General features: G+C 74.9%; 17 protein-coding genes. 7 read left to right on the top strand and 10 right to left on the bottom strand.

The window, feature by feature from the left end; genetic code table 11:
* Positions 1 to 135 precede the first annotated feature (135 nt).
* The 7 genes from ACIRPH_RS07750 to ACIRPH_RS07720 form a co-directional block, all read right to left on the bottom strand.
* Positions 136 to 1,164, bottom strand: a complete 1,029-nt coding sequence (locus ACIRPH_RS07750; protein WP_402910708.1) for an FAD binding domain-containing protein — start codon at positions 1,162 to 1,164, stop codon at positions 136 to 138.
* Positions 1,161 to 3,812, bottom strand: a complete 2,652-nt coding sequence (locus ACIRPH_RS07745; RefSeq protein WP_402910705.1) for a molybdopterin-dependent oxidoreductase — start codon at positions 3,810 to 3,812, stop codon at positions 1,161 to 1,163. Before ACIRPH_RS07745 ends, ACIRPH_RS07750 begins: the two co-directional genes overlap by 4 nt.
* Before the next feature lie 231 nt (positions 3,813 to 4,043).
* Positions 4,044 to 5,486 (bottom strand): NCS2 family permease, encoded by a 1,443-nt coding sequence (locus ACIRPH_RS07740; protein WP_402910702.1) that lies wholly within the window; start codon positions 5,484 to 5,486, stop codon positions 4,044 to 4,046.
* Between the two features lie 226 nt (positions 5,487 to 5,712).
* Positions 5,713 to 8,145, bottom strand: coding sequence for a xanthine dehydrogenase subunit D (gene pucD, locus ACIRPH_RS07735; RefSeq protein ID WP_402910700.1), 2,433 nt, complete (start codon positions 8,143 to 8,145; stop codon positions 5,713 to 5,715).
* Positions 8,145 to 9,515, bottom strand: coding sequence for an 8-oxoguanine deaminase (locus ACIRPH_RS07730; protein ID WP_402910698.1), 1,371 nt, complete (start codon positions 9,513 to 9,515; stop codon positions 8,145 to 8,147). The genes pucD and ACIRPH_RS07730 overlap by 1 nt, the downstream gene beginning before the upstream one ends.
* Positions 9,512 to 10,027 (bottom strand): (2Fe-2S)-binding protein, encoded by a 516-nt coding sequence (locus tag ACIRPH_RS07725; RefSeq protein ID WP_402910695.1) that lies wholly within the window; start codon positions 10,025 to 10,027, stop codon positions 9,512 to 9,514. Before ACIRPH_RS07725 ends, ACIRPH_RS07730 begins: the two co-directional genes overlap by 4 nt.
* A complete protein-coding gene (locus ACIRPH_RS07720; protein ID WP_402910692.1) occupies positions 10,018 to 10,887 on the bottom strand; it encodes an FAD binding domain-containing protein in 870 nt (289 codons plus the stop codon). The genes ACIRPH_RS07725 and ACIRPH_RS07720 overlap by 10 nt, the downstream gene beginning before the upstream one ends.
* 244 nt (positions 10,888 to 11,131) lie before the next feature.
* On the opposite strand from ACIRPH_RS07720, the gene ACIRPH_RS07715 reads away from it, so the two are divergent.
* From ACIRPH_RS07715 to ACIRPH_RS07695, 5 genes are all read left to right on the top strand, one after another.
* Positions 11,132 to 12,706 (top strand): PucR family transcriptional regulator, encoded by a 1,575-nt coding sequence (locus ACIRPH_RS07715; RefSeq protein WP_402910689.1) that lies wholly within the window; start codon positions 11,132 to 11,134, stop codon positions 12,704 to 12,706.
* Positions 12,707 to 12,750: 44 nt separating this feature from the next.
* A complete protein-coding gene (locus tag ACIRPH_RS07710; RefSeq protein ID WP_402910687.1) occupies positions 12,751 to 13,452 on the top strand; it encodes a pentapeptide repeat-containing protein in 702 nt (233 codons plus the stop codon).
* Positions 13,453 to 13,589: 137 nt separating this feature from the next.
* Entirely contained in the window at positions 13,590 to 14,159 is a 570-nt protein-coding gene (locus ACIRPH_RS07705) for a WHG domain-containing protein (RefSeq protein ID WP_330161987.1), read from the top strand.
* A gap of 170 nt (positions 14,160 to 14,329) precedes the next feature.
* Positions 14,330 to 15,514, top strand: coding sequence for a GDSL-type esterase/lipase family protein (locus ACIRPH_RS07700; RefSeq protein WP_402910685.1), 1,185 nt, complete (start codon positions 14,330 to 14,332; stop codon positions 15,512 to 15,514).
* Between the two features lie 254 nt (positions 15,515 to 15,768).
* The gene (locus ACIRPH_RS07695) at positions 15,769 to 16,335 is read left to right on the top strand and encodes a hypothetical protein (protein WP_402910682.1); all 567 of its coding nucleotides are present in this window, start codon (positions 15,769 to 15,771) and stop codon (positions 16,333 to 16,335) included.
* A gap of 361 nt (positions 16,336 to 16,696) precedes the next feature.
* Here the strand turns inward: ACIRPH_RS07695 and ACIRPH_RS07690 are convergent, their stop codons facing one another.
* A complete protein-coding gene (locus tag ACIRPH_RS07690; protein WP_402910679.1) occupies positions 16,697 to 17,578 on the bottom strand; it encodes an SDR family oxidoreductase in 882 nt (293 codons plus the stop codon).
* A gap of 80 nt (positions 17,579 to 17,658) precedes the next feature.
* Between ACIRPH_RS07690 and ACIRPH_RS07685 the strand changes: the two genes are divergently transcribed.
* Entirely contained in the window at positions 17,659 to 18,600 is a 942-nt protein-coding gene (locus ACIRPH_RS07685; protein ID WP_402910676.1) for an AraC family transcriptional regulator, read from the top strand.
* A 104-nt stretch (positions 18,601 to 18,704) separates the two neighbouring features.
* On the opposite strand, the gene ACIRPH_RS07680 is transcribed toward ACIRPH_RS07685, so the two are convergent.
* Both ACIRPH_RS07680 and ACIRPH_RS07675 read right to left on the bottom strand, forming a co-directional pair.
* Positions 18,705 to 19,637, bottom strand: coding sequence for an aminoglycoside phosphotransferase family protein (locus ACIRPH_RS07680; protein WP_402910673.1), 933 nt, complete (start codon positions 19,635 to 19,637; stop codon positions 18,705 to 18,707).
* Between the two features lie 178 nt (positions 19,638 to 19,815).
* Positions 19,816 to 20,784 (bottom strand): LysR family transcriptional regulator, encoded by a 969-nt coding sequence (locus ACIRPH_RS07675; RefSeq protein WP_402910670.1) that lies wholly within the window; start codon positions 20,782 to 20,784, stop codon positions 19,816 to 19,818.
* A 38-nt stretch (positions 20,785 to 20,822) separates the two neighbouring features.
* Here ACIRPH_RS07675 and ACIRPH_RS07670 point away from each other — a divergent pair, with 38 nt between their 5' ends.
* Complete coding sequence (locus tag ACIRPH_RS07670) at positions 20,823 to 21,656, top strand: serine hydrolase (RefSeq protein ID WP_402910668.1); 834 nt, start codon at positions 20,823 to 20,825, stop codon at positions 21,654 to 21,656.
* The last annotated feature ends 118 nt before the right edge of the window (positions 21,657 to 21,774 follow it).

Here is a 21,774-nt window from a genome sequence, read left to right as displayed (position 1 = left end):
ACCCCGGCCGGGCGTTTCGCGCGTGCGGCCGGCGTGACGGCACGGCCACCGCCCCGGACCCGGGGCGCCGGTCCGGGGCCCGCGGTCGCGGACCCGCGCCGTCACGCCGGACCGCGCCCGGCGGGGCCCCGCGTCTCAGGACGGGGGGATCCCCAGTGCCCGCTCGAGCACGTCGCGCACGGTGGCGCGAAGCAGGTCCACCTTGTACCCGGTGGAGGGGAGCGGGGAGCACAGCGAGGCCAGGTCCGCGAGGGCGTCCTCCGCCTCCGGGCCCAGCGCCCGCCCCGGAAGGGCTCCGGCCAGGGCGGACTCCACGCCGGGCAGCCTCAGCGGGGTACGCGCCACCCCGCCCACGGCCACGGCCGCCCGGGTCACCGGTCCGGCGCCGTCCGCGCCGCAGTCCAGCCGCGCCACCGCCTCCACCAGCGGCCACTCCGAGCGGGAGCGTCCCGTCGCCCTCCTGTGGGAGGAGCGCTCGCCCCGCACCGGCACGGGCAGGGAGACCGATACCAGCACCTGGCCCGGCGCCAGTACGTGGTCCCGGGCGGGGTCCGCCCCGTCGTACAGGTCGGCCACCGGCCGCTCCGCCGGTCGAGCGGAGGAGCCGGCCCCGTCCGGCGGGGCGGACGGGCCGGCCCCCGCGACCAGCACCGTCGCGTCGTGCGCCAGCAGTGCGACCGCCAGCGACGAGGGGTGCGGGGCCACGCACGGCCCCTGGTCCACGACCACCCCGTACAGGTGGTCGCCCGAACGCGCGGGGCAGGAGCCACCGCCCGTCTGGAAGCAGTCGAAGGCCGGGTTGCGCAGGTACCAGCAGCGGTTGCGCTGCAACAGGTTCCCGCCCAGGGTCGCCGCGTCGCGCACCTGCGGGGTGGCCAGGACCCGGGCCACGGCGGCCAGCGCCGGGTAGGCGCCGGCCAGCCCCGGGTCCCCGGCCAGTTCGCCGACGCCGGTCAGGGCGCCCACCCGGGCCGATCCGTCGGGGAGCCAGTCCACCCCGCGCAGCTCGCCGACGCCGGACAGGTCGACCACCGGCGCGGAGGCGAGGACCCCCGAGCCCAGGCAGGCGGTCAGGTCGGTTCCCCCGGCGCGCGGGAGCGCGCCCGTGCCGTCCAGGCCGGACAGCGCCTCGTCCAGGGTCGCGGGTCGTGTGACGGTGCTCATCGCAGTCCTTCGATCAGTCGGTCCGGCCGGACGGGCAGCTCGTGCGGCCGCCAGCCGGTGGCGTCGTGCACGGCGTTGGCCAGTGCGGCGGCGACGCCGACGACCGACACCTCTCCCAGCCCGATCCCGCCGCCGGGGACGTGCCCGAACCCCTCCTCGTGGAAGTACACCTCGGTCTCGGGCACGTCCCCCGGACCCGGGATCCGGTAGTCCTCCATGTTGTCGGTGAGCGTCACGCCCGTGGCGGGGTCGTGGCGCCGCTCCTCGAACAGCGCGTACCCGACCCCCTGGACGACCGCGCCCTCGCACTGGTTGCGGGCCAGCCGCTCGGCGTAGACGCGGCCGGCGGCGATCCCGGCCCAGCAGCGGGTCGGCTGCACCCGGCCCAGCAGGGTGTCCACCTCCACCTCCATCACGTGCACCGCGCCGCTGAGGCCCCGGCCCAGGGCCAGGTCGCCGGCCATGTCCGGGGAGAGCCGGCCCCAGCGGTCCGGTCCGCGCCCGCCCTCCACCCGCACGCCCTCGGCCGCGGCGAGGGCCTCCTTGAACGCGTGCTCGGGGACCGGTCCGACGGCGGGCACCGAGGGAGAGCGCTCCCGCAGGGCGTCGCGCAGCCTGTCGGCGGCCTGCGCCGCGGCGGGCCCCATCGACGTGGTGGTGCGCGACCCGTACGATCCGGTGCCGTGCACCGGCCCGCTGCGCCCGATCTCCACCCGCAGGTCCGAGGCGGGCACGCCCAGCCTGTCGGCGACGGCCCCGGCGAGCACCGTGCGGATCCCGGTGCCGATGTCCTGGGTGGACGAGCGCACCACCACCGAACCGTCCTCCACCGACAGCTCGACCCTGGCCTGCGGACCGAGGAGGTAGAGCCAGCTCGCGGCGGCCACCCCCACACCGCGCCGGAAGCGGCCGGAGCGGGGGCCGCGGGGCCGGTCCCGCCACAGGTCCAGCCCCGCGGCCCGCGCGTACAGGGCGCGCCGCTTGGGGTTGCCGTCCCAGCGGGCGCGCAGCGCCAGCGGGTCCTCGCCCAGCCGGTGCGCCATCATGTCGACGGCCTGCTCCAGCGCCCACGCCATGGGCGGTCCGCCCGGGCCGCGCATGGGCATGCCGGGAGGCAGGTTGGTGACCACGTCGAAGTCGCGGACCCGCCGGGGCGAGCGGCCGTACATCATGAAGGCGAGCGCGGCGGCGGAGGAGCCGACCGACACCCCTCCCTCGCCCCGGGAGTCCACGCTCATCGCGGCCAGGTCCCCGTTCCGGTCGGCGAGCAGCGCCACCCGGGTGCGGGCCGCGGGCCGGTGCCCGGCGTCGGTCAGCTCCTCCGCCCGGTCGAACGCGACCCGTACCGGCGCGCGGGCGGCCCTGGCCAGCTCCACCGACGCCACGATGTCGGCGGAGAGGGCGTTCTTGGCGCCGAACCCGCCGCCGACGTACTCACTGACGACGTGCACCCGGTCCGGGGGCAGGCCCCAGCGCTTGGCGGCGCGTTCCGCGGTCTTGGCCACGGCCTGTGTGGACACGCGCAGGTACAGGTCGCCCCCCGGCTCCCAGGAGGCCACGCACACGTGCGGTTCCAGGGGGTTGTGCGCCTGCGAGGCGGTCGTGAACTCCCCGGAGACCAGGAGCGGGTCGCCGGTCCGCGCGGCCCGGCGCAGCCTGCGCACGGCGGTGGGACCGCGCCAGCTCAGGGTGCCGGGGCCGCGCAGGTTGCCCTCCCAGCGGGCCGGAGGGGTCGGGGCCTCGCCGTAGCTGGGGACGGCGGCCCGCTCGGCCCGGGTCGGGTAGAGGACCGGGGCCCCGGGAGCTTGGGCGGCCTCGGCGTCGAGCACGGCCGGGAGCGGTTCGTAGTCGACCCGGACGGCGGCCGCGGCGGCCCGGGCGCCGGCGGGGGTCGGCGCGGCGACGGCGGCGATCGGCTGTCCGACGTAGCGGACGGTGCGGTCCTCCCCGAGCAGGTCGGCGAACACGGGTGCGGTTCCGGGGGGCGCGGCGGTGTCCTCCGGGGCGTCCCCGGCGCGCGCGGCGCCCGGGTCGACGCCGCGCACGCGGGCGTGGGCGTGGGTCGAGCGGACGATCACGCCCTCCCAGTGGCCGTGCGGGGCCAGGTCGGCGCTGAACCGCGCCCGGCCGGTCACCTTGTCGACGGCGTCGCGGCGGGGCGGCTCCCGGTCCGGTCGGGAGTCGAACTCCCCGGCACAGGCGGCGGCGACGGCGGCGAAGACCCCCTCGTAGGCTCCGCAGCGGCACAGGTGGCCGGACAGCGCGTCGGCGATCGTGTCGAGGTCGGGCCGGGTGTCGCCGTGGTCGGCCCGCCAGGCGTCGACGAAGACCGAGGCGGAGACGACGAACCCCGGGGTGCAGTATCCGCACTGGAGCGCGTCGTGCGCCGCGAAGGCGTACTGGACGGGGTGGGTGCCGCCCAGGCCCTCGACCGTCGTGACGGTGCGGCCCGCCAGGCGGTCGGAGGGCAGGAGGCAGGAGACGGTGGGGGAGCCGTCGACGAGGATCGTGCAGGCGCCGCACACTCCGCCGCCGCAGGCGATCTTGGTGCCGGTGAGGCCGAGGCGGTCGCGCACGTGCTCGGCGGTGCTGGTGTCGGGGTCGACGGGCGCGGGATGCCGTGCGCCGTTGACCGTGACGTCGTCCATGGGTGTCCGTCCCTGGTGCGCATGAAAGTTGTCAATGTCAACTTAAGGTGGCTCCGTCGGGCTGTCAACGCCCTTCTGGCACCGGCCGCGGACGCTTCCGCCGGGGCGCAGGTCAGCGCTGCGCGGGCCGCTCCAGCCGGCGGCCCGCCGCGTGCCCACGGCGCCCGTGCCCCACGACGGAGGGGCCGGTGCGCGCCGCGGTGCGCACCGGCCCCTCGGGGGCGTACCGGGTCAGAGCCCCAGGGCGTGCATCGAGAAGTGGAACACGAACACGGCGCTGAGCAGCCACATCAGCCAGCCCACCTCGCGGAACCGGCCCTGCGCCGACCTCAGGACCGTGGAGGCGATGATGCCGATGCCGATGCCGCTCGCGATGTCGTAGGCGAACGGCATCATCGCGATCGTCAGGAACGCCGGGATCGCGACGGACATGTCGTCCCAGGCGATGCCGCGGACCTGCGTCATCATCAGGGCCCCCACCAGGACCATCGCCACCGACGCCGCCTGGGCCGGGACGATCGCGAACACCGGGGCGAACACGATGGCGGTGAGGAAGAGCAGGCCCGTGACCACGCTGGCCAGCCCGGTCCGGGCGCCCTCGCCCACCCCGGCCGTGGACTCCACGAACACCAGGGTGGCCGACGAACTGGTCAGGCCGCCGACCACGGCCCCGCTCCCGTCCGTGGCCAGGATCTGGTTGACCCGGGGCATGTTCCCGGCGGAGTCGGCGATGTTCGCCTTGGCGCCGATGGCCAGGATGGTGCCGACGGCGTCGAAGAACCCGGCCAGGACGAGGGTGAACAGGATGACCGCCGCGGCCGCGGGCCCCGCCGTGGTCCAGGCCCCGAACATGTCCACCTGGAACAGGAGCCCGAAGTCGGGCACGGCGACCGGGCTCGCGGGCAGCTGGGGCGCGCCGCCGCCCCAGTCCTCCGGGGTCAGGCCCAGGGCGTGGTGCACCGCGACGGCCATCGCCGTGGCGCCGACGATGCCGTAGAAGATGGCGCCGGGGACCCCGCGCGCCAGGAGCGCGCCGGCCAGCACCAGTCCGCACACGAACACCAGCAGGGGCCAGCCCAGGAGGTGCCCGCCGTCGCCGGAGGCGCCGATCTGGAGCAGGCCGTCACCGTCGCCCTTGCTGACGAAACCGGCGTTGGCCAGGCCGATCAGCGACACGAACAGGCCGATGCCCACGCCGATCGCGAGCTTGAGGTCGTGCGGCAGCGCGTTCATCACGGCGGTGCGGACACCGGTGACGACCATCGCGACGATGGCGACGCCCTGCCACACGACCAGGCCCATCGCCTCGGGCCAGGACATGACGGGGGCGGCCTGGTAGGCGACGACCGCCATCACACCGAGGGCGGCGGCACAGGCGATCGGCGCGCGGCCGACCACCCCCATCATGATCGTGACCAGGCCCGCGGCCAGGGCCGTCATGGTGGTCAGCTGGGCGGCCGACAGGGTGTCCCCGTTCACGTCGGCGACGCCGCTCAGGACGATCGGGTTCAGGACGATGATGTAGGCCATCGCCATGAACGTGGTGAGACCGCCCCGGACCTCGCGGGCGATGCCGGAGCCGCGCTCGCCGATGAAGAAGAAGCGGTCGAGCCGGGATCGACTGGTGGTGGTCGCGGGCTGTTCGCGCCTACGGGCGCGCTCACGTCGGGTCATGTCCCCTCCTGGAGGGAAACGGGGCGGCCATGGAGCCACCATAGGTGAGGGGGGCGCTACTTTGAGTAGTCACCTGGGTGTCGGCGCCGGGACGGCGCGGCCCCGGACGGAGACCGACCGCGGCGTCCGCGTCGCGGGGCCGGCGTTGCGGTGCCGGCGGTCCGGGGAGCGGGAGCGGGGGACCACGGGGCGCGGCGGGGCTCCCCGCCCACCGCGCCCCGGCGGGCTACAGGTCGATGCCCACGATGTCCTCCGGCCGCACCGGTGCGTGCGTCAGCGGGCGCCCCGTCGCCGCGCGCACCGCGGCGACGACCGCCGGGGTCGACGACAGCGTCGGCGGCTCGCCGGCGCCCCGCAGCCCGTACGGCGCGTGCGGGTCCGGATGCTCCAGGACCTCGATCCGCATCGGGGGCGTGTCCAGGATCGTCGGGATCAGGTAGTCGGTGAACGACGGATTGCGGATCACGCCGTCCTCCACCAGGATCTCCTCCATCAGCGCCAGGCCCAGGCCCTGGGCGGACCCGCCCTGGATCTGCCCGGCCAGCTGCTGCGGGTGCATCACCCTGCCGACGTCCTGCACCGCGTCCAGGGCCACCACCTTCACCAGGCCCAGGTCCACGTCCACGTCCACCACGGCGCGGTGGACGCACATCCCGAACTGGGTGTGCGAGGCGCCCTGGCCCAACAGCGGGTCGAGCATCTCGGTGGGCCGGTGGTGGAACTCACGGGTCTCCTCGACCACCGCACCTCCCTGCCCCGCCTCGCCCAGCAGGTCCGCCAGCGACACCAGCGCCCCGGCCGTCGCCGACACCACCTTGCCGCCGGCCAGGGCCAGGTCGGTGTCGGGCAGGTCGCCGGGCACCAGCCCGCGCTCGCGGGCCAGGGCGAACACGGCGGCGCGCACCGACGCGCACGCCGCCCTGACGGCGCCGCCCGTCATGTACGACTGGCGCGAGGCGGAGGAGGAGCCCGCCGAGCCCACCTGGGTGTCGGAGGGGTGGATGACGACCTTCTCCACGCCCAGCTCGGTCCGGGCGATCTGCCCCTTGACCGTCACCAGCCCCTGGCCGACCTCGGCCGCGGCGGTGTGCACCATCACCACGGGCTCGCCCGCCACGACCTCCAGCCGCACCCGGGCGGTGGAGTAGTCGTCGAAGCCCTCGGAGAAGCACAGGTTCTTCAGCCCCACTCCGTAGCCGACGCCGCGCACCACGCCCTCGCCGCGGGTGGTCCCCGCCACCCCGCCGGGCAGGGTGCGCAGGTCGCCGGGGTCGGGCAGCTCTCCGCGCTCGGGCGGCATCGGCAGGTCGCGGCAGCGCTGCAGCATCTCCGCCATGGGCAGCGGCATGTCGATCTCCTGGCCCGTGATGATGCGCGAGCCCTGCGACAGGGCGTTCTTGATCCGCAGGTCCACCGGGTGCATCCCCAGCTCTGCCGCGAGCCTGTCCATCTGCGACTCGTAGGCGAAGCACGCCTGCACCGCGCCGAACCCCCGCATCGCGCCGCAGGGCGGGTTGTTCGTGTACACGCCGTAGGCGTCGACCAGCACGTTGGGCACCTCGTAGGGGCCGATGCCCAGCGAGGACGCCACACCCACCACCGCGGGGGTCGCCGACGCGTACGCGCCGCCGTCCACGACCACCTCGGCCGTGGCGTACAGCAGCCTGCCGTCGGACGAGGCGCCGTGCTCGTAGCGCATCTTCGCCGGGTGCCGGTGCACGTGCCCGTAGAAGGACTCCTCGCGGTTGTACACGAACTTGACCGGCCTGCCGGTGCGCAGCGCCAGCAGGCAGGCGTGGATCTGCATCGACAGGTCCTCGCGCGCGCCGAACGCGCCGCCCACGCCCGCCAGGGTCAGCCGCACCTTGTCCTGAGGCAGCCCCAGGGCCGGGGCGATCTGGCGCTGGTCCACGTGCAGCCACTGGGTGGCCACGTACAGGTCCACCCCGCCGTCCTCCGCCGGCACGGCCATCCCCGACTCCGGGCCCAGGAAGGCCTGGTCCTGCATGCCCACCTCGTACTCGGAGGACACCACCACGGCGGCCTCCGAGCGCAGCCGCTCCAGCACCGCGCCCTCGCGGGCGGTCGACCCGGCGGCCTCGGCGAACGCGCCCGTGCGGATCGGCTGGTGGCGCAGCCGGTTGCCGCGCTGGTTGAACTCGGGGTGCTCGGGCAGCGACCCCGCCTCGTGCACCGGCGGGCAGTCCGGGTCCATCGCCGCGCGCCGGGAGTCGGTGACCGGCTCCAGCACCGCGTAGTCCACCCGGATGCGCTCCATGGCGCGCCGGGCCGTCTCCGGGTGGTCGGCGGCGACCACCGCCACCGGCTCCCCCTTGTAGCGCACCTTGCCGAAGGCCAGCACCGGCTGGTCCTGGAACTCCAGCCCGTAGCGCTTCTCGCCGGGCACGTCCTCGTGCGTGAGCACCGCGTGCACACCCGGCACCTTCAGGGCCCCGGTGATGTCGATGCCGCGGATCTCGGCGTGCGGGTGGGGGCTGCGCAGGGTCGCCCCCCACAGCATGTCCTCCATCCACATGTCCGAGGAGTACGCGAACTCACCGGTCACCTTCAGCGTCCCGTCGGGACGCCGCGGGCTCGCGCCCACCCCGTCCTTCGTGGTGCTGGACAGGCCGGTCACGGTACGGGTCGTCGCCGCCATCAGCGGTTCACCTCCTGTGTCAGTGCGCGGTGCGCGGCCCGGCCGCGCGCGGCGGCCGTCTCGGCGGACAGGGTGCGGAGCTCGCCCCGGTCGACGACGGTGCTCCCGCCGACCCAGAGCCGCTCCAGCGGCGGGGTGGGGCCGAAGACCGCCGCCACCACCGGGTCGGCGACGACGTCGTAGCCGAACCCGTCGACCCGCCACAGCGCGATGTCGGCGAGCTTGCCGACCGTCAGCGAACCCAGCTCCGCGTCGCGGCCCAGCACCCGAGCGCCGCCCAGGGTGGCCATCTCCAGGGCCTGGCGCGCGCTGAGCGCCTGCGGGCCCTTGCGGGCACGGGCCATCAGCAGAGCCTGGTGCATCTCACCGGCCAGGGGTGTCAGCTCACTGGAGGCGGGGCCGTCCACGCCCAGCCCGACCCGCACGCCCGCCTCGAGCAGCTCGGTGACCCGGCAGATCCCCGCGCCCAGGCGGGCGTTGGAGGTGGGACAGTGCGCGATGCCCGTGCCCGTCGCGGCGATCCTCGCGATCGCCGCGTCGGACAGGTGCACGGCGTGCGCGAACCACACGTCCTCGCCCAGCCAGCCCAGCTTCTCCGCGTACTCCACGGGGGTGCACCCGAACTCGGCCAGGCACTGCTCCTCCTCGTCGAGGGTCTCCGCCAGGTGGGTGTGCATCCGCACCCCCCTGTCCCTGGCCAGCGCCGCGGCCTCCACCATCAGCTCCCGCGAGACGGAGAACGGCGAGCAGGGGGCCACCGCCACCCGCGTCATCGCGTCGTCGGCGCGGTCGTGGTAGGCGTCGACGGCCGCTGCGGTCCCGGCCAGCGCCGCCTCCAGCGTCTCGACGACGCCGTCCGGGGGGAGCCCGCCCTGGCTCCGGCCACGGTCCATCGAACCCCGGGCCAGGTCCAGGCGCACCCCCACCTCGCGGGCGGCCTCCACCTCGGCGGCCACGATGTCCCCGCGCCCCGAGGGGTGGATGTAGTGGTGGTCGGAGGCGGTCGTGCACCCGGACAGGGCCAGGTGGGCCAGCCCGGCCGAGGTCGTCCCCGAGACCACGCCGGCGTCCAGGCGGCCCCAGATCTCGTAGGACCCCACCAGCCACTCGAAGAGCGTGCCGTCGGCGAACAGCCCCTGCGTCGCCCACTGGTAGAGGTGGTTGTGCGTGTTCACCAGGCCCGGCGTGGCCAGGCACCCGCGCCCGTCCACGCGCTCGGCGCCCGGGGTCGCCGGGGCCGGGCCCGCGCCCACGGCGGTGATCCTCCCGTCGCGCACCACCACGTGCCCGTCGGCGTACTCCGCCCCGTCGACGGTGACCACGTGCGCGCCCTCGACGACCACGGACCGGCCGTCCCCCGCCGCGCTCATGCGCCGCCCCCGGTCCCGGCGTGGCGCTCGGCCGCCAGGCGCACCGCGTCGATGATCTTCTCGTACCCGGTGCACCTGCACAGGTTGCCCGCCAGAGCCTCCCGGATCTCGGCGTCCTCCGGAGCGGGCAGGCCCGCTCCCACGGTCCGCTCCAGCAGGTCGTCGGTCTGGACGAGGAGCCCCGGCGTGCAGAAGCCGCACTGGACCGCCCCCGCCTCGACGAACGCGTCCTGCACCGTGCCCAGTTCGCGTTCGGGGCCCTTGCCCGACCCCTCCGCCAGGCCCTCCACGGTGCGCACGCGGCGCCCCTCGGCCTGTCCGGCGGCGATCATGCACGAGCACGCCGTCACGCCGTCGAAGTAGACCGTGCACGAACCGCACTCACCCTGCTCACAGGCGTTCTTGCTGCCCGGCAGGCCCAACCGCTCACGCAGCACGTACAGCAGGCTCTCGCCCGGCCACACGTCGTCGGCGGTCACGTCCTCACCGTTGACGTTGAAGCTCACGCGCATCGCGCGGCCTCCTTCCTGTAGTCGGTCACGGACCAGCTCAGAGCGCGGCGCGCCATCACCGCGAGCGCGTGCCTGCGGTACCCGGCGCTGCCCCGCTGGTCGTCGATGGGACGGGAGGCCGCGGCCACCAGCTCGCCGAAACGGCGCACGGCCGACTCGGGGAGCGGGGCGCCGCCCTCCCAGTCGAACTCCCCGGCCAGGAACTCCTCCGCCGCCTCCGCCCGCAGCGGCGTGGGGCCGGCCGAGCCCAGGCCGGTGCCCACCGTCCTGCGCTCCGCGTCCAGGGCCAGGGAGAAGGACGTCACCGCGATGACCATCGCGTTGCGCGTGCCGATCTTGGCGAACTGCTGGGGTCCCGACGGCTCGGGCAGCAGTACCGCCGTGATCAGCTCGTCGTCGCGCCTGGCCGTGGTCCGGAACGACAGGTAGAAATCCCGGGCGGGCACCCGGCGCCTGCCCCGCACCGACGCCAGTTCGATCACGGCGTCGGTGGCGAGCAGCGGCGGGTGCGCCTCCCCGGCGGGGGAGGCGCCGCCCAGGTTGCCGCCCACGGTGCCGCGGTTGCGGATCTGCGGGGAGGCCACCGAGCGGGAGGCCCTGGCCAGCGCCGGCGCCGCCGCCGACAGGTGCTCGATGATCCGGGTGTAGGGCACACCCGCGCCGAGGCGTGTGCAGCCGTCCTCGGCGCCCCACTCGGCCAGTTCGGGGATCCGGGTCAGGTCGATCAGGGCGGCGGGGCGCCGCTTGTCGAAGTTGAGTTCCACCATGACGTCGGTGCCGCCCATGATGGGCAGCCCGTCGGGATGGGCGCTCTTCGCTTCGAGCGCCTCCTCCAGTGTGGAGGGGCTCAGGAATTCCATGCTGGTCCTCGTCGTCGGGGTTCGGTCAGGTCGTCGGCGGGCGCGCAACCCCTGGTCGGTCCGTTGCTGTTGTGAAGTACAACACTGATACGCGGGCCCGACCAGAACGCGATGACATGAAGTGATCCTGGAACGAACCGTTAGGGTTGGGCGTTTCCTACAAGCGGCGTTTCCGGAAAACCTTCCCGCCGTCGCCCACCGGTCACGGGCGAACACCCGTCCGCACGAGCACAGAAGGACGTCAATGCAGATCAGTGAGCTGCTCGCCATCAAGCGGCTGCACCTGAGGTTCCTGTCGGGAGCGGAGCACGCGCACCGCACCCTGCGGTGGGCGTACACCACCGATCTGCTCGACCCGGCCCGCTACCTGCGCGGCGGGGAGTTCGTCCTCACGGGCATGATGTGGCGTACCCGCCCCCAGGACTCGGAGGCCTTCGTGTCCTCCGTGGTCGGGGCCGGCGCCGTCGCCCTGGGGGCCGGCACCGCCCTGGGCGAGGTCCCCGACGACCTGGTGGAGGCCTGCCGGGCCCACGACCTGCCCCTGGTCGAGGTCCCGGCGGAGACGTCCTTCGGCGCGGTCACCGAGGAGGTGCTGCGCTCCCTCACCCAGCGCCGCTTCACCACCATCGCCGAGACCCGCGACCGCCACCGCCGGCTGATGGCCGACGTCGCCGCCGGGGCCGACTTCTCCGACGCGTTCACCGCCGCCACCGCCCAGGAGGGACGGACCGCCTGGGTGATCTCCTCCACCGGGCGCCACGTCGCCTCCTCCGGGGCGCCGCTGCCGGAGGCCGACCGCGAGTGGATCGCCGCCAAGGCGCTCACCTGGCAGACCTTCCCGCACACCACGCGCCTGCCGGAGGAGGGCGGCCGCGTCCTGACCGTGGTCCCCGTCCAGACCAAGGAGTCCCACCCCCTCGCCACCTGGCTGATGGTCTGCGCCGGCGACCACACCGCCTGGACCGACGAGGAGCACGAGGCGGTCGCCGAACTCGCCTCCGTCGCGGGTCTGGCGCGCAGTCGCGCCGACGAGCGCGCACTGGCCGACGCACGCCACCTGGAGGGGCTGCCGCGCCTGCTGGCCGCACAGCGTTTCGACGAGGTCACCGAGCTGATGCGCGGAACCGGGACGGCCACGGGGGCGGAGGAGGGGGGCCACGTCGTCGTGAGCGCCGTCATGCTGCCCGAGCCCCGCGTGCCCGACCTGCCCCGGCGGGTGGTCACCGAGCTCGTCGCCGACCACCCCGGCGCCGTCGTCACCGGGGACACCGACACCCTCGCCATCCTCCCGGTGGACGGCGCGGGGACCGACGCCCGCGCGCGGGCCGAGGAGATCCGCGCCCGGCTCCTCCACCGCGCCCGGGTGCTGGACGGCGGCCTGCTCGACCACCGCCTCGCCATCGGTCTCAGCTCGGCCGCCCGGGGCATCCCCGAGCTGCGCGGCGCCGCCGTGGAGGCGCGCCACGCCCGGCGGCTGGCCGAGCTCCGGGGCGGACGGTCCCGCGTGATCGCCGGGGCCGAGATCGACTCCCACGAACTGCTGCTCGCCTCGGTCCCCGAGGAGGTCCAGGCCTCCTACCGGGAGCGCCTCCTGGGGCCGCTGCTCGCCTACGACCGCGACCACCGCTCCGAGCTGGTGGACACCCTGGAGCGGTTCCTCGCCCACTCCGGCTCCTGGCAGCGCTGCGCCGCCGCCATGCACGTCCACGTCAACACCCTGCGGTACCGGATCGGACGGGTGGAGGAGCTGACCGGGCGCGACCTGAGCAGCCTGGAGCACAGGGTGGACCTGTTCCTCGCCCTCAAGCTCCGCGACTGAGGGGACGGCGCCGGATGTCACCGGCGACCGCTAGGGTCCTCGCGATGAGTACCGACCCTTCCTCTCCAGAGACCACGGACGCGGACCTGTCCGACTCCGACCTGCGCGACCTCCTGGCCGACGCCGTGCCCGTCCCGCGCGTGTTCACCCGGTGCGACCTCTCCGGCGCCGACCTGCGGGACACCGACCTGACCGACGCCGTCTTCGCCGACTGCCGCATGGACGGCGCCCGGTTCGAGCGCGCCGTCCTGGACGGCGCGAGGTTCACCGGGGGAGGGGCGCCCGGGGCGCTCTTCTCCGGTGCGGAGTGCGCCGACACCCGCTTCGAGAGGATGGACCTCGCCAACACCCGCTGGCAGGGCGCGCTGCTCACCGACACGGTCTTCACCGGGTGCCGGCTCACCGGCGCGGGGCTGACCTCGCTGCGGGGGATCGGCTACACGTTCTCCCAGTGCAACATGATGCTGGCCCGCTGCAAGGGGCTCTCCCTGCGCGGCCGGACGCTGGAGGGCCTGCGCCTGGACGAGGCCGACCTGGCGAGCGCCGACCTGCGGGAGACCGTGTGGAAGGAGTCGCGCCTGCGCGGCGCCAACCTGGTCAACGCCAGGTTCGCGGGCGCGGACCTGCGCGGGGCGGACCTGGGTGAGCTCGCCCTGGACCAGGCGGGGTATCTGCGGGGGGCCGACATCAGCCCGGCCCAGGCCGGAGTCATCCTCGGCGCCCTCGGCATCACCGTCGTGGAGTAGGACCCCTCCGGGCCGGGCCGCCGCGCACCTCGCGGAGGGCCCGGCCTTTTCCGTCCCCGTCGTCCTTCAGGCCGACGGAACTTGCCTAAATCCTTTAGGCGGGAGTAGGGTTCCCCAAGGAGAACGGAGAAGGCATGATGGCACGCGCGGGGCTGACCCCGGAGCGCCTCGCCCGGGAGGGCGCGGAGATGGCCGACGAGGTCGGCTTCGAGAACGTGACCGCCTCGGCGCTGGCCAGGCGGTTCGACGTCAAGGTCGCAAGCCTGTACTCGCACGTGCGCAGCTCCCGGGACCTGAGGACCCGGATCGCGCTGCTCGCCCTGGAGGAGATGGCCGACCGGGCCTCCGAGGCCGTGGCGGGGCGGGCGGGCAAGGACGCCCTCGGCGCCCTCGCGAACGTCTACCGCGACTACGCCCGCGAGCATCCCGGCCGCTACGAGGCTGCCCAGCTCAGACTCGACCCGGAGACGGCTGCCGCCAGCGCCGGCGTCAGGCACGCCCGGACGACCCGGGCGATCCTGCGCGGCTACGAGCTGGCCGAACCGGACCAGACCCACGCGGTCCGCCTGCTGGGCAGCGTCTTCCACGGCTACGTGACCCTGGAGATGGGGGGAGGGTTCAGCCACAGCGCCCCCGACACCCAGCAGACCTGGTCGCGGACCATCGACGCCCTCGACGCGCTGCTGCGCAACTGGCCCGCGGCCTGACCCGCGGCGGGCGCCCGCCCCTCGCGCACGGTTCCGGTGCGTGGTCCCGGCCCACGGTTCCGGTGGGCGGTCGCCTCGGCGTCGCCCCGCCGGCCCCGGGCCGGATCTGCCGTGTCCGGGCGCCGGGCCGGCCCGTGACGCACACCCGACCACCACAGGAGGCCGCCGCCATGCACGCCCAGGACGACTGGACCACCACGACCCTCACACCGGAGCTCCTGCGCGGAGCCCTCGACCTGGAGCGCACCGAACGCGGACTGCTCCCGCACAGGCTCCCCGCCCGGGCCCGGGCCCAGTGCTCCGACCCGCAGCTCGCCATGGCGGAGTCCCAGCCCTCCGGGGTGCGCCTGGCCTTCCGCACGCGGGCCACCGCCGTCGAACTCGACACGGTGCCCACCAAGCGCGTCCACCCGGGGGCGCCGCCCCGCCCCGCAGGGGTGTACGACCTGCTCGTCGACGGCCGCCTCACCGACCAGGCCGTCGCGACCGGAGGCGACACCCTGCGCGTCGACCTGGCGACCGGCGCCGTGGAGCACGGTCGGGGGCCCGCGGCCACACTCCGCTTCACCGGTCTGCCCGACCGGGACAAGGACGTCGAGATCTGGCTCCCGCACAACGAGACCACCGAGATCGTCGCCCTGCGGGCCGACGCCCCGATAGCTCCCCTGCCGGACCGGGGGCGCCGGGTGTGGCTGCACCACGGCAGCTCCGTCAGCCACGGCTCCGACGCGGCGAGCCCCACCACCACCTGGCCCGCGCTGGCCGCGGCGCTCGGCGGCGTGGACCTGGTCAACCTCGGTCTGGGCGGCGGAGCCCTGCTCGACCCCTTCACCGCCCGCGCCATGCGCGACACCGACGCCGACCTGATCAGCGTCAAGATCGGCCTCAACCTGGTCAACGGCGACCTGATGCGCCTGCGCGCCTTCGGCCCCGCGGTGCACGGCTTCCTCGACACGATCCGCGAGGGCCACCCCGAGGCGCCGCTGCTGGTCGTCTCACCGATCCACTGCGCCATCCACGAGGACACCCCCGGCCCCTGCGCCTTCGACACCGAGGCCCTTCGGGCGGGTGAGCTGCGGTTCCGGGCCGAGGGGGACCCGGCCGAGCGGGCCGCGGGCAAGCTGACGCTCACCGTGGTCCGGGAGGAGCTGGCGCGGATCGTGGGGCAGCGGGCGGCCGAGGACCCGAACCTGCACTACCTGGACGGCCTCGCCCTCTACGGCGAGGCGGACGCCGACGAACTGCCCCTGCCCGACCGGCTCCATCCGGACGCCGCCACGCACCGACGCATCGGGGAGCGCTTCGCCGGGTTCGCCTTCGGGGAAGGGGGCCCGTTCTCCGGGAAGACGGCCTGAGCGTCCCCTGCCGTCCGTCCCACGGGGTCCGGCGGGCGGCGCCCGCCGGACCGCGGACCCGCGTTGCCGGTGAGCGCTTAGCACACCGGTCCGTTCCAGGGGCGGATTCGGTGTGATTGGCCAGGTCGGGACAGTCCTGTTGCGCACAGTGAACCAGTGGATACGTTCGTTCCGGCGGTGGTCGCGGTCAGGTTCGGCCCACCGGCCCGGCCGGGCGCCGCCATCGGCAGCACACTGGGACAGGAAGAGGTTGTATGGCCAACGAGATCAGGTTCGGCGACCGGATCCACCTGTTGAACGGCTACAACGGATGGCAGGGCGGTTACCTCGACAGCATCAACCACCGCCCGGCCCCCGCCAAGTACGGGGTGCAGACCGCGGACACCCCCACCCGCGGGGCGGGAACCGGGACCTGGGAGATCCTCTCGCCCGAGGGCAAGGCCACGGGCACGAACGTCCTCAGCGGTGACGTCGTCTGGCTGCGCAACCTCTACGGCGGCGACGGCGGCTACCTCGACACCAACGGCCACGCCACCGACACCCAGAAGACCGGCGGAGCCAAGTACGACGTGTCGACCTCCCAGAACAGGGACCGCGCCGAGGGCACCGGGCGCTGGCGTGTCTTCGCCCAGACCTCCACCCCCGCGGACCAGTACGTGCGCACCGGTGACGTGCTCCTGATCTGGAACCTCTACGCCGGCAACGGCGGCTTCCTGGAGACCAACCAGCACTCCACCGAGGGCGACAAGTACGACGTGTGCACCAACGCCTACTTCAACCGCGCCGCGGACGTCGCCTACTGGAAGGCGTCGCGGGCCTGACGGCCGGGGTGCGCCGGTAGCGCCCCCGCGCGGAGGGCGCACCCCGGACCGGCGGGGCGGCGGGGGAGTGTGGGGACCCCCTCCCGGGCGCGACTCCGCGAACGCACGCCCCCGGCGCTCCTGCCGGGGGCGTGCGTCCGTCCTTCGGGCCCGCCGACGCCCCCGGAGGAGCCCGCGGAGGAGCGCCTCCGGGGCCGCCCCGCCTCCGGCTGCTCGCGGGTGCCGGGCCCGACGGGGGACCGCTCCGTCGAGCGCACCTCGGCGGCGGGGAGGGGAAACGGCCACGACGTGGCCGCCGTCCTCCCCGGCGACGTGCGAGAATCTACGATGTAAAGGCAGCGGTTCCTTTATTGGCCAAAACCTACTCCGAATCTGCCCAGGCGCCCGACGCCACCGCGTTCCGCACGTACTCCCCGAAGGCCCGCGGCTCGCGTCCCAGCACCCGCCGGACCCCCTCGGACAGATGCGCGTCCTTGCCGCGCAGGATGGGGGAGACCGTCGTCGCCAACGCCCCGGCCTCCTCGGCCCCCACCCCCTGGCCGACGAGCTCCGCGACGAACTCCTCCGGAGGGAGTGCGACGTACTCCACCGTCCGTCCGGTGGCGGCGGAGATCTCCGCCGCCACCTCCGCCATGGTCAGGGCGCGCGGTCCCGACAGCTCGTGGATCAGGCCCCCGTGTCCCGGCCCGGTGAGGGCGGCGACGGCCACGTCCGCGATGTCCTCCGCGTCGACGAAACTCGCCGCGCCGTCCCCGGCGGGCAGCACGATCCTGCCGGAGGCGACCATGCCGGAGAGGAAGCCCTCGTCGAAGTTCTGCGAGAACCACCCCGGCCGGAGGATCGTCCACTCCAGGCCGCTGGAGCGGACGGCCTCCTCGGCGTCCACGAGCGTGCTGCCCGCCATGGCCTCTCCGGGCAGGTAGTCCGGGTCGTCGATCCCCCGGCCGGACAGGAGCACGAGCCTGCGCAGCCCTGCGGCCTCGGCCTGCTCCACGAAGGGCCGTACGACCGGTGCGGGGTCGAAGGGGACCACGTAGGCCGTCTCCACGCCCTCCAGGGCGGGGCCCCATGTGGTGCGGTCGTTCCAGTCGAAGGGCCATGCGCCGGAGCGCGACGCCGCGCGCACCTCGTGTCCGGCGGTGCGCAACCGCGCCACCACCCTGCGGCCCGTCTTGCCCGTGGCGCCGACCACCAGGACCGGTCGGCCGGCCGTGCTTCGCGAGGTGTTCCGTGTGTCTGTCATGCCCTGAGTCAACCGGAGGAGGGTGAGACGATCCATGGCTGAAAGCCTCACTCCGATGTCTTTCCGTCTAGGGTGGCGGCATGGATGCCCTTGCTGACCTGTTGGACGGGGTCCGGGCCCGGGGGGCCCTGTTCAGCCAGTCGATCATGGCCCCTCCCTGGGCCGTGCGCTTCGAGAACCGGTCGCCGTTGAGCGTGGCCACCATGGTGCGCGGGCGCGGCTGGGTCGTGCCGGCGCAGGGAGAACCGGTCGCGCTCGGCACCGGTGACGTCGCGATCGTGCGCGGCCCCGAGCCGTACACCGTGGCGGACCGGCCGGACACCCGGCCCACCTGCCTGGTGCACGGCGCCGGCCTCTGCACGGGTCCCGAGGGGGAGGAGCTCGACGAGGGGATCCTGCTCGGGACGCGCACCTACGGTGAGCGCCCCGACGCACCGGACCGGTTGCTCGGGGCCTCGTACGAGGTCGGGGGAGAGGTCAGCCGGCGCCTGCTCTCCGCCCTCCCCGACGTGCTGGTGGTGCCCGCGGACGACTGCCACCGCCCTGTCACCTCCATGATCGCCGAGGAGGTCGTCTGCCGGGCGCCCGGGCAGCAGGTGGTCCTGGACCGCCTGCTGGACCTGGCGCTCATCTCCACCCTGCGCGCCTGGTTCGACCGCCCCGGCACCCGGGCCCCCTCCTGGTACGCCGCCATGGGCGACCCCGTGGTGGGCCGGGCCCTGCGGCTGCTCCACGACGACCCGGCGCGCCCGTGGACGGTCGCCGCCCTGGCGGACGGCTGCGGGGTCTCCCGGGCCTCGCTGGCGCGCCGGTTCACGTCGCTGGTCGGGGAGCCGCCCATGGCGTACCTGACCGGTTGGCGTATCGCCAGGGCGGCCGACCTGCTGCGTGGTGGGGACGCCACGGTCGCCTCGATCGCCCGGAGCGTGGGCTACGCGAACACGTTCGCGCTGAGCGTGGCGTTCAAGCGCCTGCGCGGTGTGAGCCCCACCGAGTACCGCCGGGCGATCGTCGCCGCCTGAGCGGTTCGCCGGTCCGGGGGCGGCCCGCCCCCGGACCGGACGTGTCGGCCGGGAGTGGCCGGGGTCCCGCCGGGCGGCGGGCCCCGCCACCGCCCGGCGGGGCCTCACCCGGTCAGGGCGTCGGCGACGGCCCGGGTGGCGCCGAACCGTGTGCGCTTCCCCTCCTCCATCTGCCAGAGGCAGTCCTCCAGGGCGCGGACGAGGGTCCAGGCGCGGGCGCGGTCCCGGTCGATGCCGGCGGCGCCGGTCAGCCGGTCGAACCTGCGGCGTACGGAGGCGGGGGCGCCGCCGGGGGCCGCCTCCTCGGCGAACCTGTTGCGGAGTGCGGGCATCAGTTCGTATCCGGGGTCGCCGACGAGCGGTTTGGGGTCGATGGCGACCCAGGGGTCGGTGCGTGTGCCGGGCAGGGGTGCGAGGACGTTGGCGTAGTGCAGGTCCCAGTGCAGGAGCCGGTCGCCGGGTTCGGCGGCCATCTCCCGGGCGACCGCCGTCCAGCGGGCCAGGGAGCGGCGTGCGCGGCCGTCGACGCGCTCGTCGGCCAGGAAGGGTCGGACGCGTTCCACCAGGGAACGGGTCATGGTTCCGAGCCTGCGTACCCCGGGCGGTCCGGGGTGGGCGTCGAGCCGGGCGAGGAGTTCGCCGATGGTGGTGAGGGCCTGGTCGAGGGGTTCGTGTTCGAGGGTGCGGGCGGGGTCGAGGGCTTCGAGGAGCAGGGCGCCGGTGTCCGGGTCGTGGTCCAGGAGGCGGACGGCCCCGTCCCCGGCCCAGGCGCGTAGGGCGAGGGGTTCCCCCTCGGTCTCTTCGTCGACGGGTTGCACCTTGAGCACGGCGGGGGCGCCGTCGGCGCACCGCACGGGGACCACGAGGGCGACCATGCCGTGCATGGGCGTGCCCGTGGGGTGCAGGTTCCACCGTCGGAGCAGGAGTGCGGTCAGTGCGGGCAGGCCGGAGGTCCACTCGGGGCCGAACTCGCGGTCCAGGAGTGGTGCCAGGGTCTCGGGGACGCTGATGGGGTGTGGTGGTGTCGTCTCGTGCACGGGTTCCTCTTCTTCGTCGTCGGTTCCGGTGGTGACGAAGAAGGGCGGGGGACCACGGGTCTAGGGCATGCCGAACACCTCACGGCTCGTCGGCGGTCACGGACGACACGACCCTACCGGCGCCGTCCGTGCGGCGCCTCCCCTTTCGGGCGTGTCCGGCGGGGTGCGGGTCGGGCCCTCACCGGGGCCGGGTGAGGGACCGGCCCCCGTAGACCAGTGACCAGGGGCGTTCCCCGTGGGGTTCGGCGAGGGAGCCGCGGGGGTGTTCGGCGAGTACCCGGGCGGCCACCTCGGCGAAGGCGGGGGCGGCCGGGTGGGCGTCCCGGGCGGGGCGTACCGCCTCCGTGCTCCGGAGCAGGGGGGCACCCTCCAGGGGGCGCCAGGCCAGGCGGGGTTCCCGGGCGGCCACCCGTGCGCTCTCCAGGCCCACGCCGAGGCCCGCCAGGACCAGGCCCAGCAGGAATCCCGCGTCGCCGGCCTCGCGGACCCTGGGAGGCGTCCATCCGTGTTCCCGGCACACGGACAGGACGTGCTCGAACCAGGCGGGGTCCGAGCGGCGAGCGGACAGGACGAGTTCGCGGCCGGACAGGTCGGCGAGGGCCACGGGTGCGGAGTGCGGTGGCGCCTCGGCCCGGGGGAGCACCGCGCCCAGCTCCTCCCGGAGCACGGGTTCGCCGAGCAGCCCGGAGCCCTCGAAGGGGGTGGTGAGGAGGCCGGTGTCGACGGTGCCCTCGCCCAGGGCGCGCACGAGTTCGGCGCCGGTCATCTCGCACAGGTCGACGTCCAGTCCGGGGGCGTGCTCGGCCATGCCCCGGAGGAGGCCGCGCAGTGCCGTCGCCGGGGTGCCGGGCCGCACGGCGGCCCGGAGGGTGCCGAGTTCGCCGTCGCGTGTGCGGCGCATGGTCTCCCTGAGACGGGCCTCGCCCGCGACGAGGTCGCGGGCCTGGGAGACCAGGAGGCGTCCGGCGGGGGTGAGGGAGACCCTGCGCCGTGACCGGTCGAAGAGGGTGACGCCCAGTTCCTCCTCCAGCCGGCGCACCGACTGGCTCAGGGCCGGCTGGGCGATGCCCAGCTCGACCGCCGCCTCGCCGAAGTGGCCTTCGCGTGCCACGACCAGGAAGTACCGCAGGTGCCGTCCGAGATCCACGGCCAGACACTAGCGGAAGGGGTTGTAGCGTGAGCGCCGTGACCACCACCGACGCCCCTGCCGTGCGCGTGCACGTCCGCGAGGTCGACGGGTCCCGTGAGTGGGGGCGTCTGGCGGACGCCCCCGTCGTGCTGGCCTCCGTCGCCAAGATCCTCATCGTCCTGGAGTTCGCCCGCCAGGCCGGGGCGGGGATCCTGGACCCGGCCGAGCGGGTGGTGGCGCGGCGCGCGGACCGCCTGGGCGGGTCGGGCATCGCGGACTTCGCCGACGACGTCGAGTTGTCCCTGCGCGACTGTGCCCTCCTGGCGATGACCGTCAGCGACAACACGGCGGCCGACCTGCTCGTGGACCGGGTGGGTGTGGAGCCCGTCCAGCTGCTGGCGGCCGAACTGGGGCTGGGTTCCACCCGTTTCACGGGAGGCCCCCGGGACCTGTTGCGGATCCTGTTGGAGGAGGGCGGGCCGGGGGGCGCGGGTTCCGCGGTCCTGCCCGCCGGTGTGCGGGGGCGCGTCACGTCGGGCACGCCGGCGGATCTGACGCGGCTCCTGCGGCTGGTGTGGACGGACACGGCCGCGCAGCCGGAGGCGTGCGCGTTCGTCCGCGACCTCATGGCGCGCCAGCTCCTGCGTACCCGGATCGCGTCGGGGTTCGGTCCGGGGGTGCGGGTGAGCGCCAAGTCCGGCACGCTGCCGGGGCTCCGTGCGGAGGCGGGGGTGGTGGAGTACCCGGACGGTGCGCGCTATGCCGTGGCGGTGTGCGCGGTCGGCCCCGATCCGGGGAGGACGGGGCTGGAGGCGGACCTGGCGCTGGGTCGGGCGGCGCGCGGTGCGGTGGAGCGGCTGCGCCGGGTTTCGGGGGCGCCCGTGGCGTGACGGACCGGGGCGGAGCGGGGCCGATAGGCGAACGCCTATGGCCGGGCGCCGCCTGCTTATTGGACGCCTGTTCGGGGCCCGTGTTTGGCTGTGCGCCGTTCGGTCCACCGGGGCCGGG

It is taken from the genome of Nocardiopsis sp. NPDC101807, from assembly GCF_044766605.1.
Classification (GTDB): domain Bacteria; phylum Actinomycetota; class Actinomycetes; order Streptosporangiales; family Streptosporangiaceae; genus Nocardiopsis; species Nocardiopsis tropica.
This window is presented reverse-complemented; position numbering and strand designations above follow the sequence as displayed.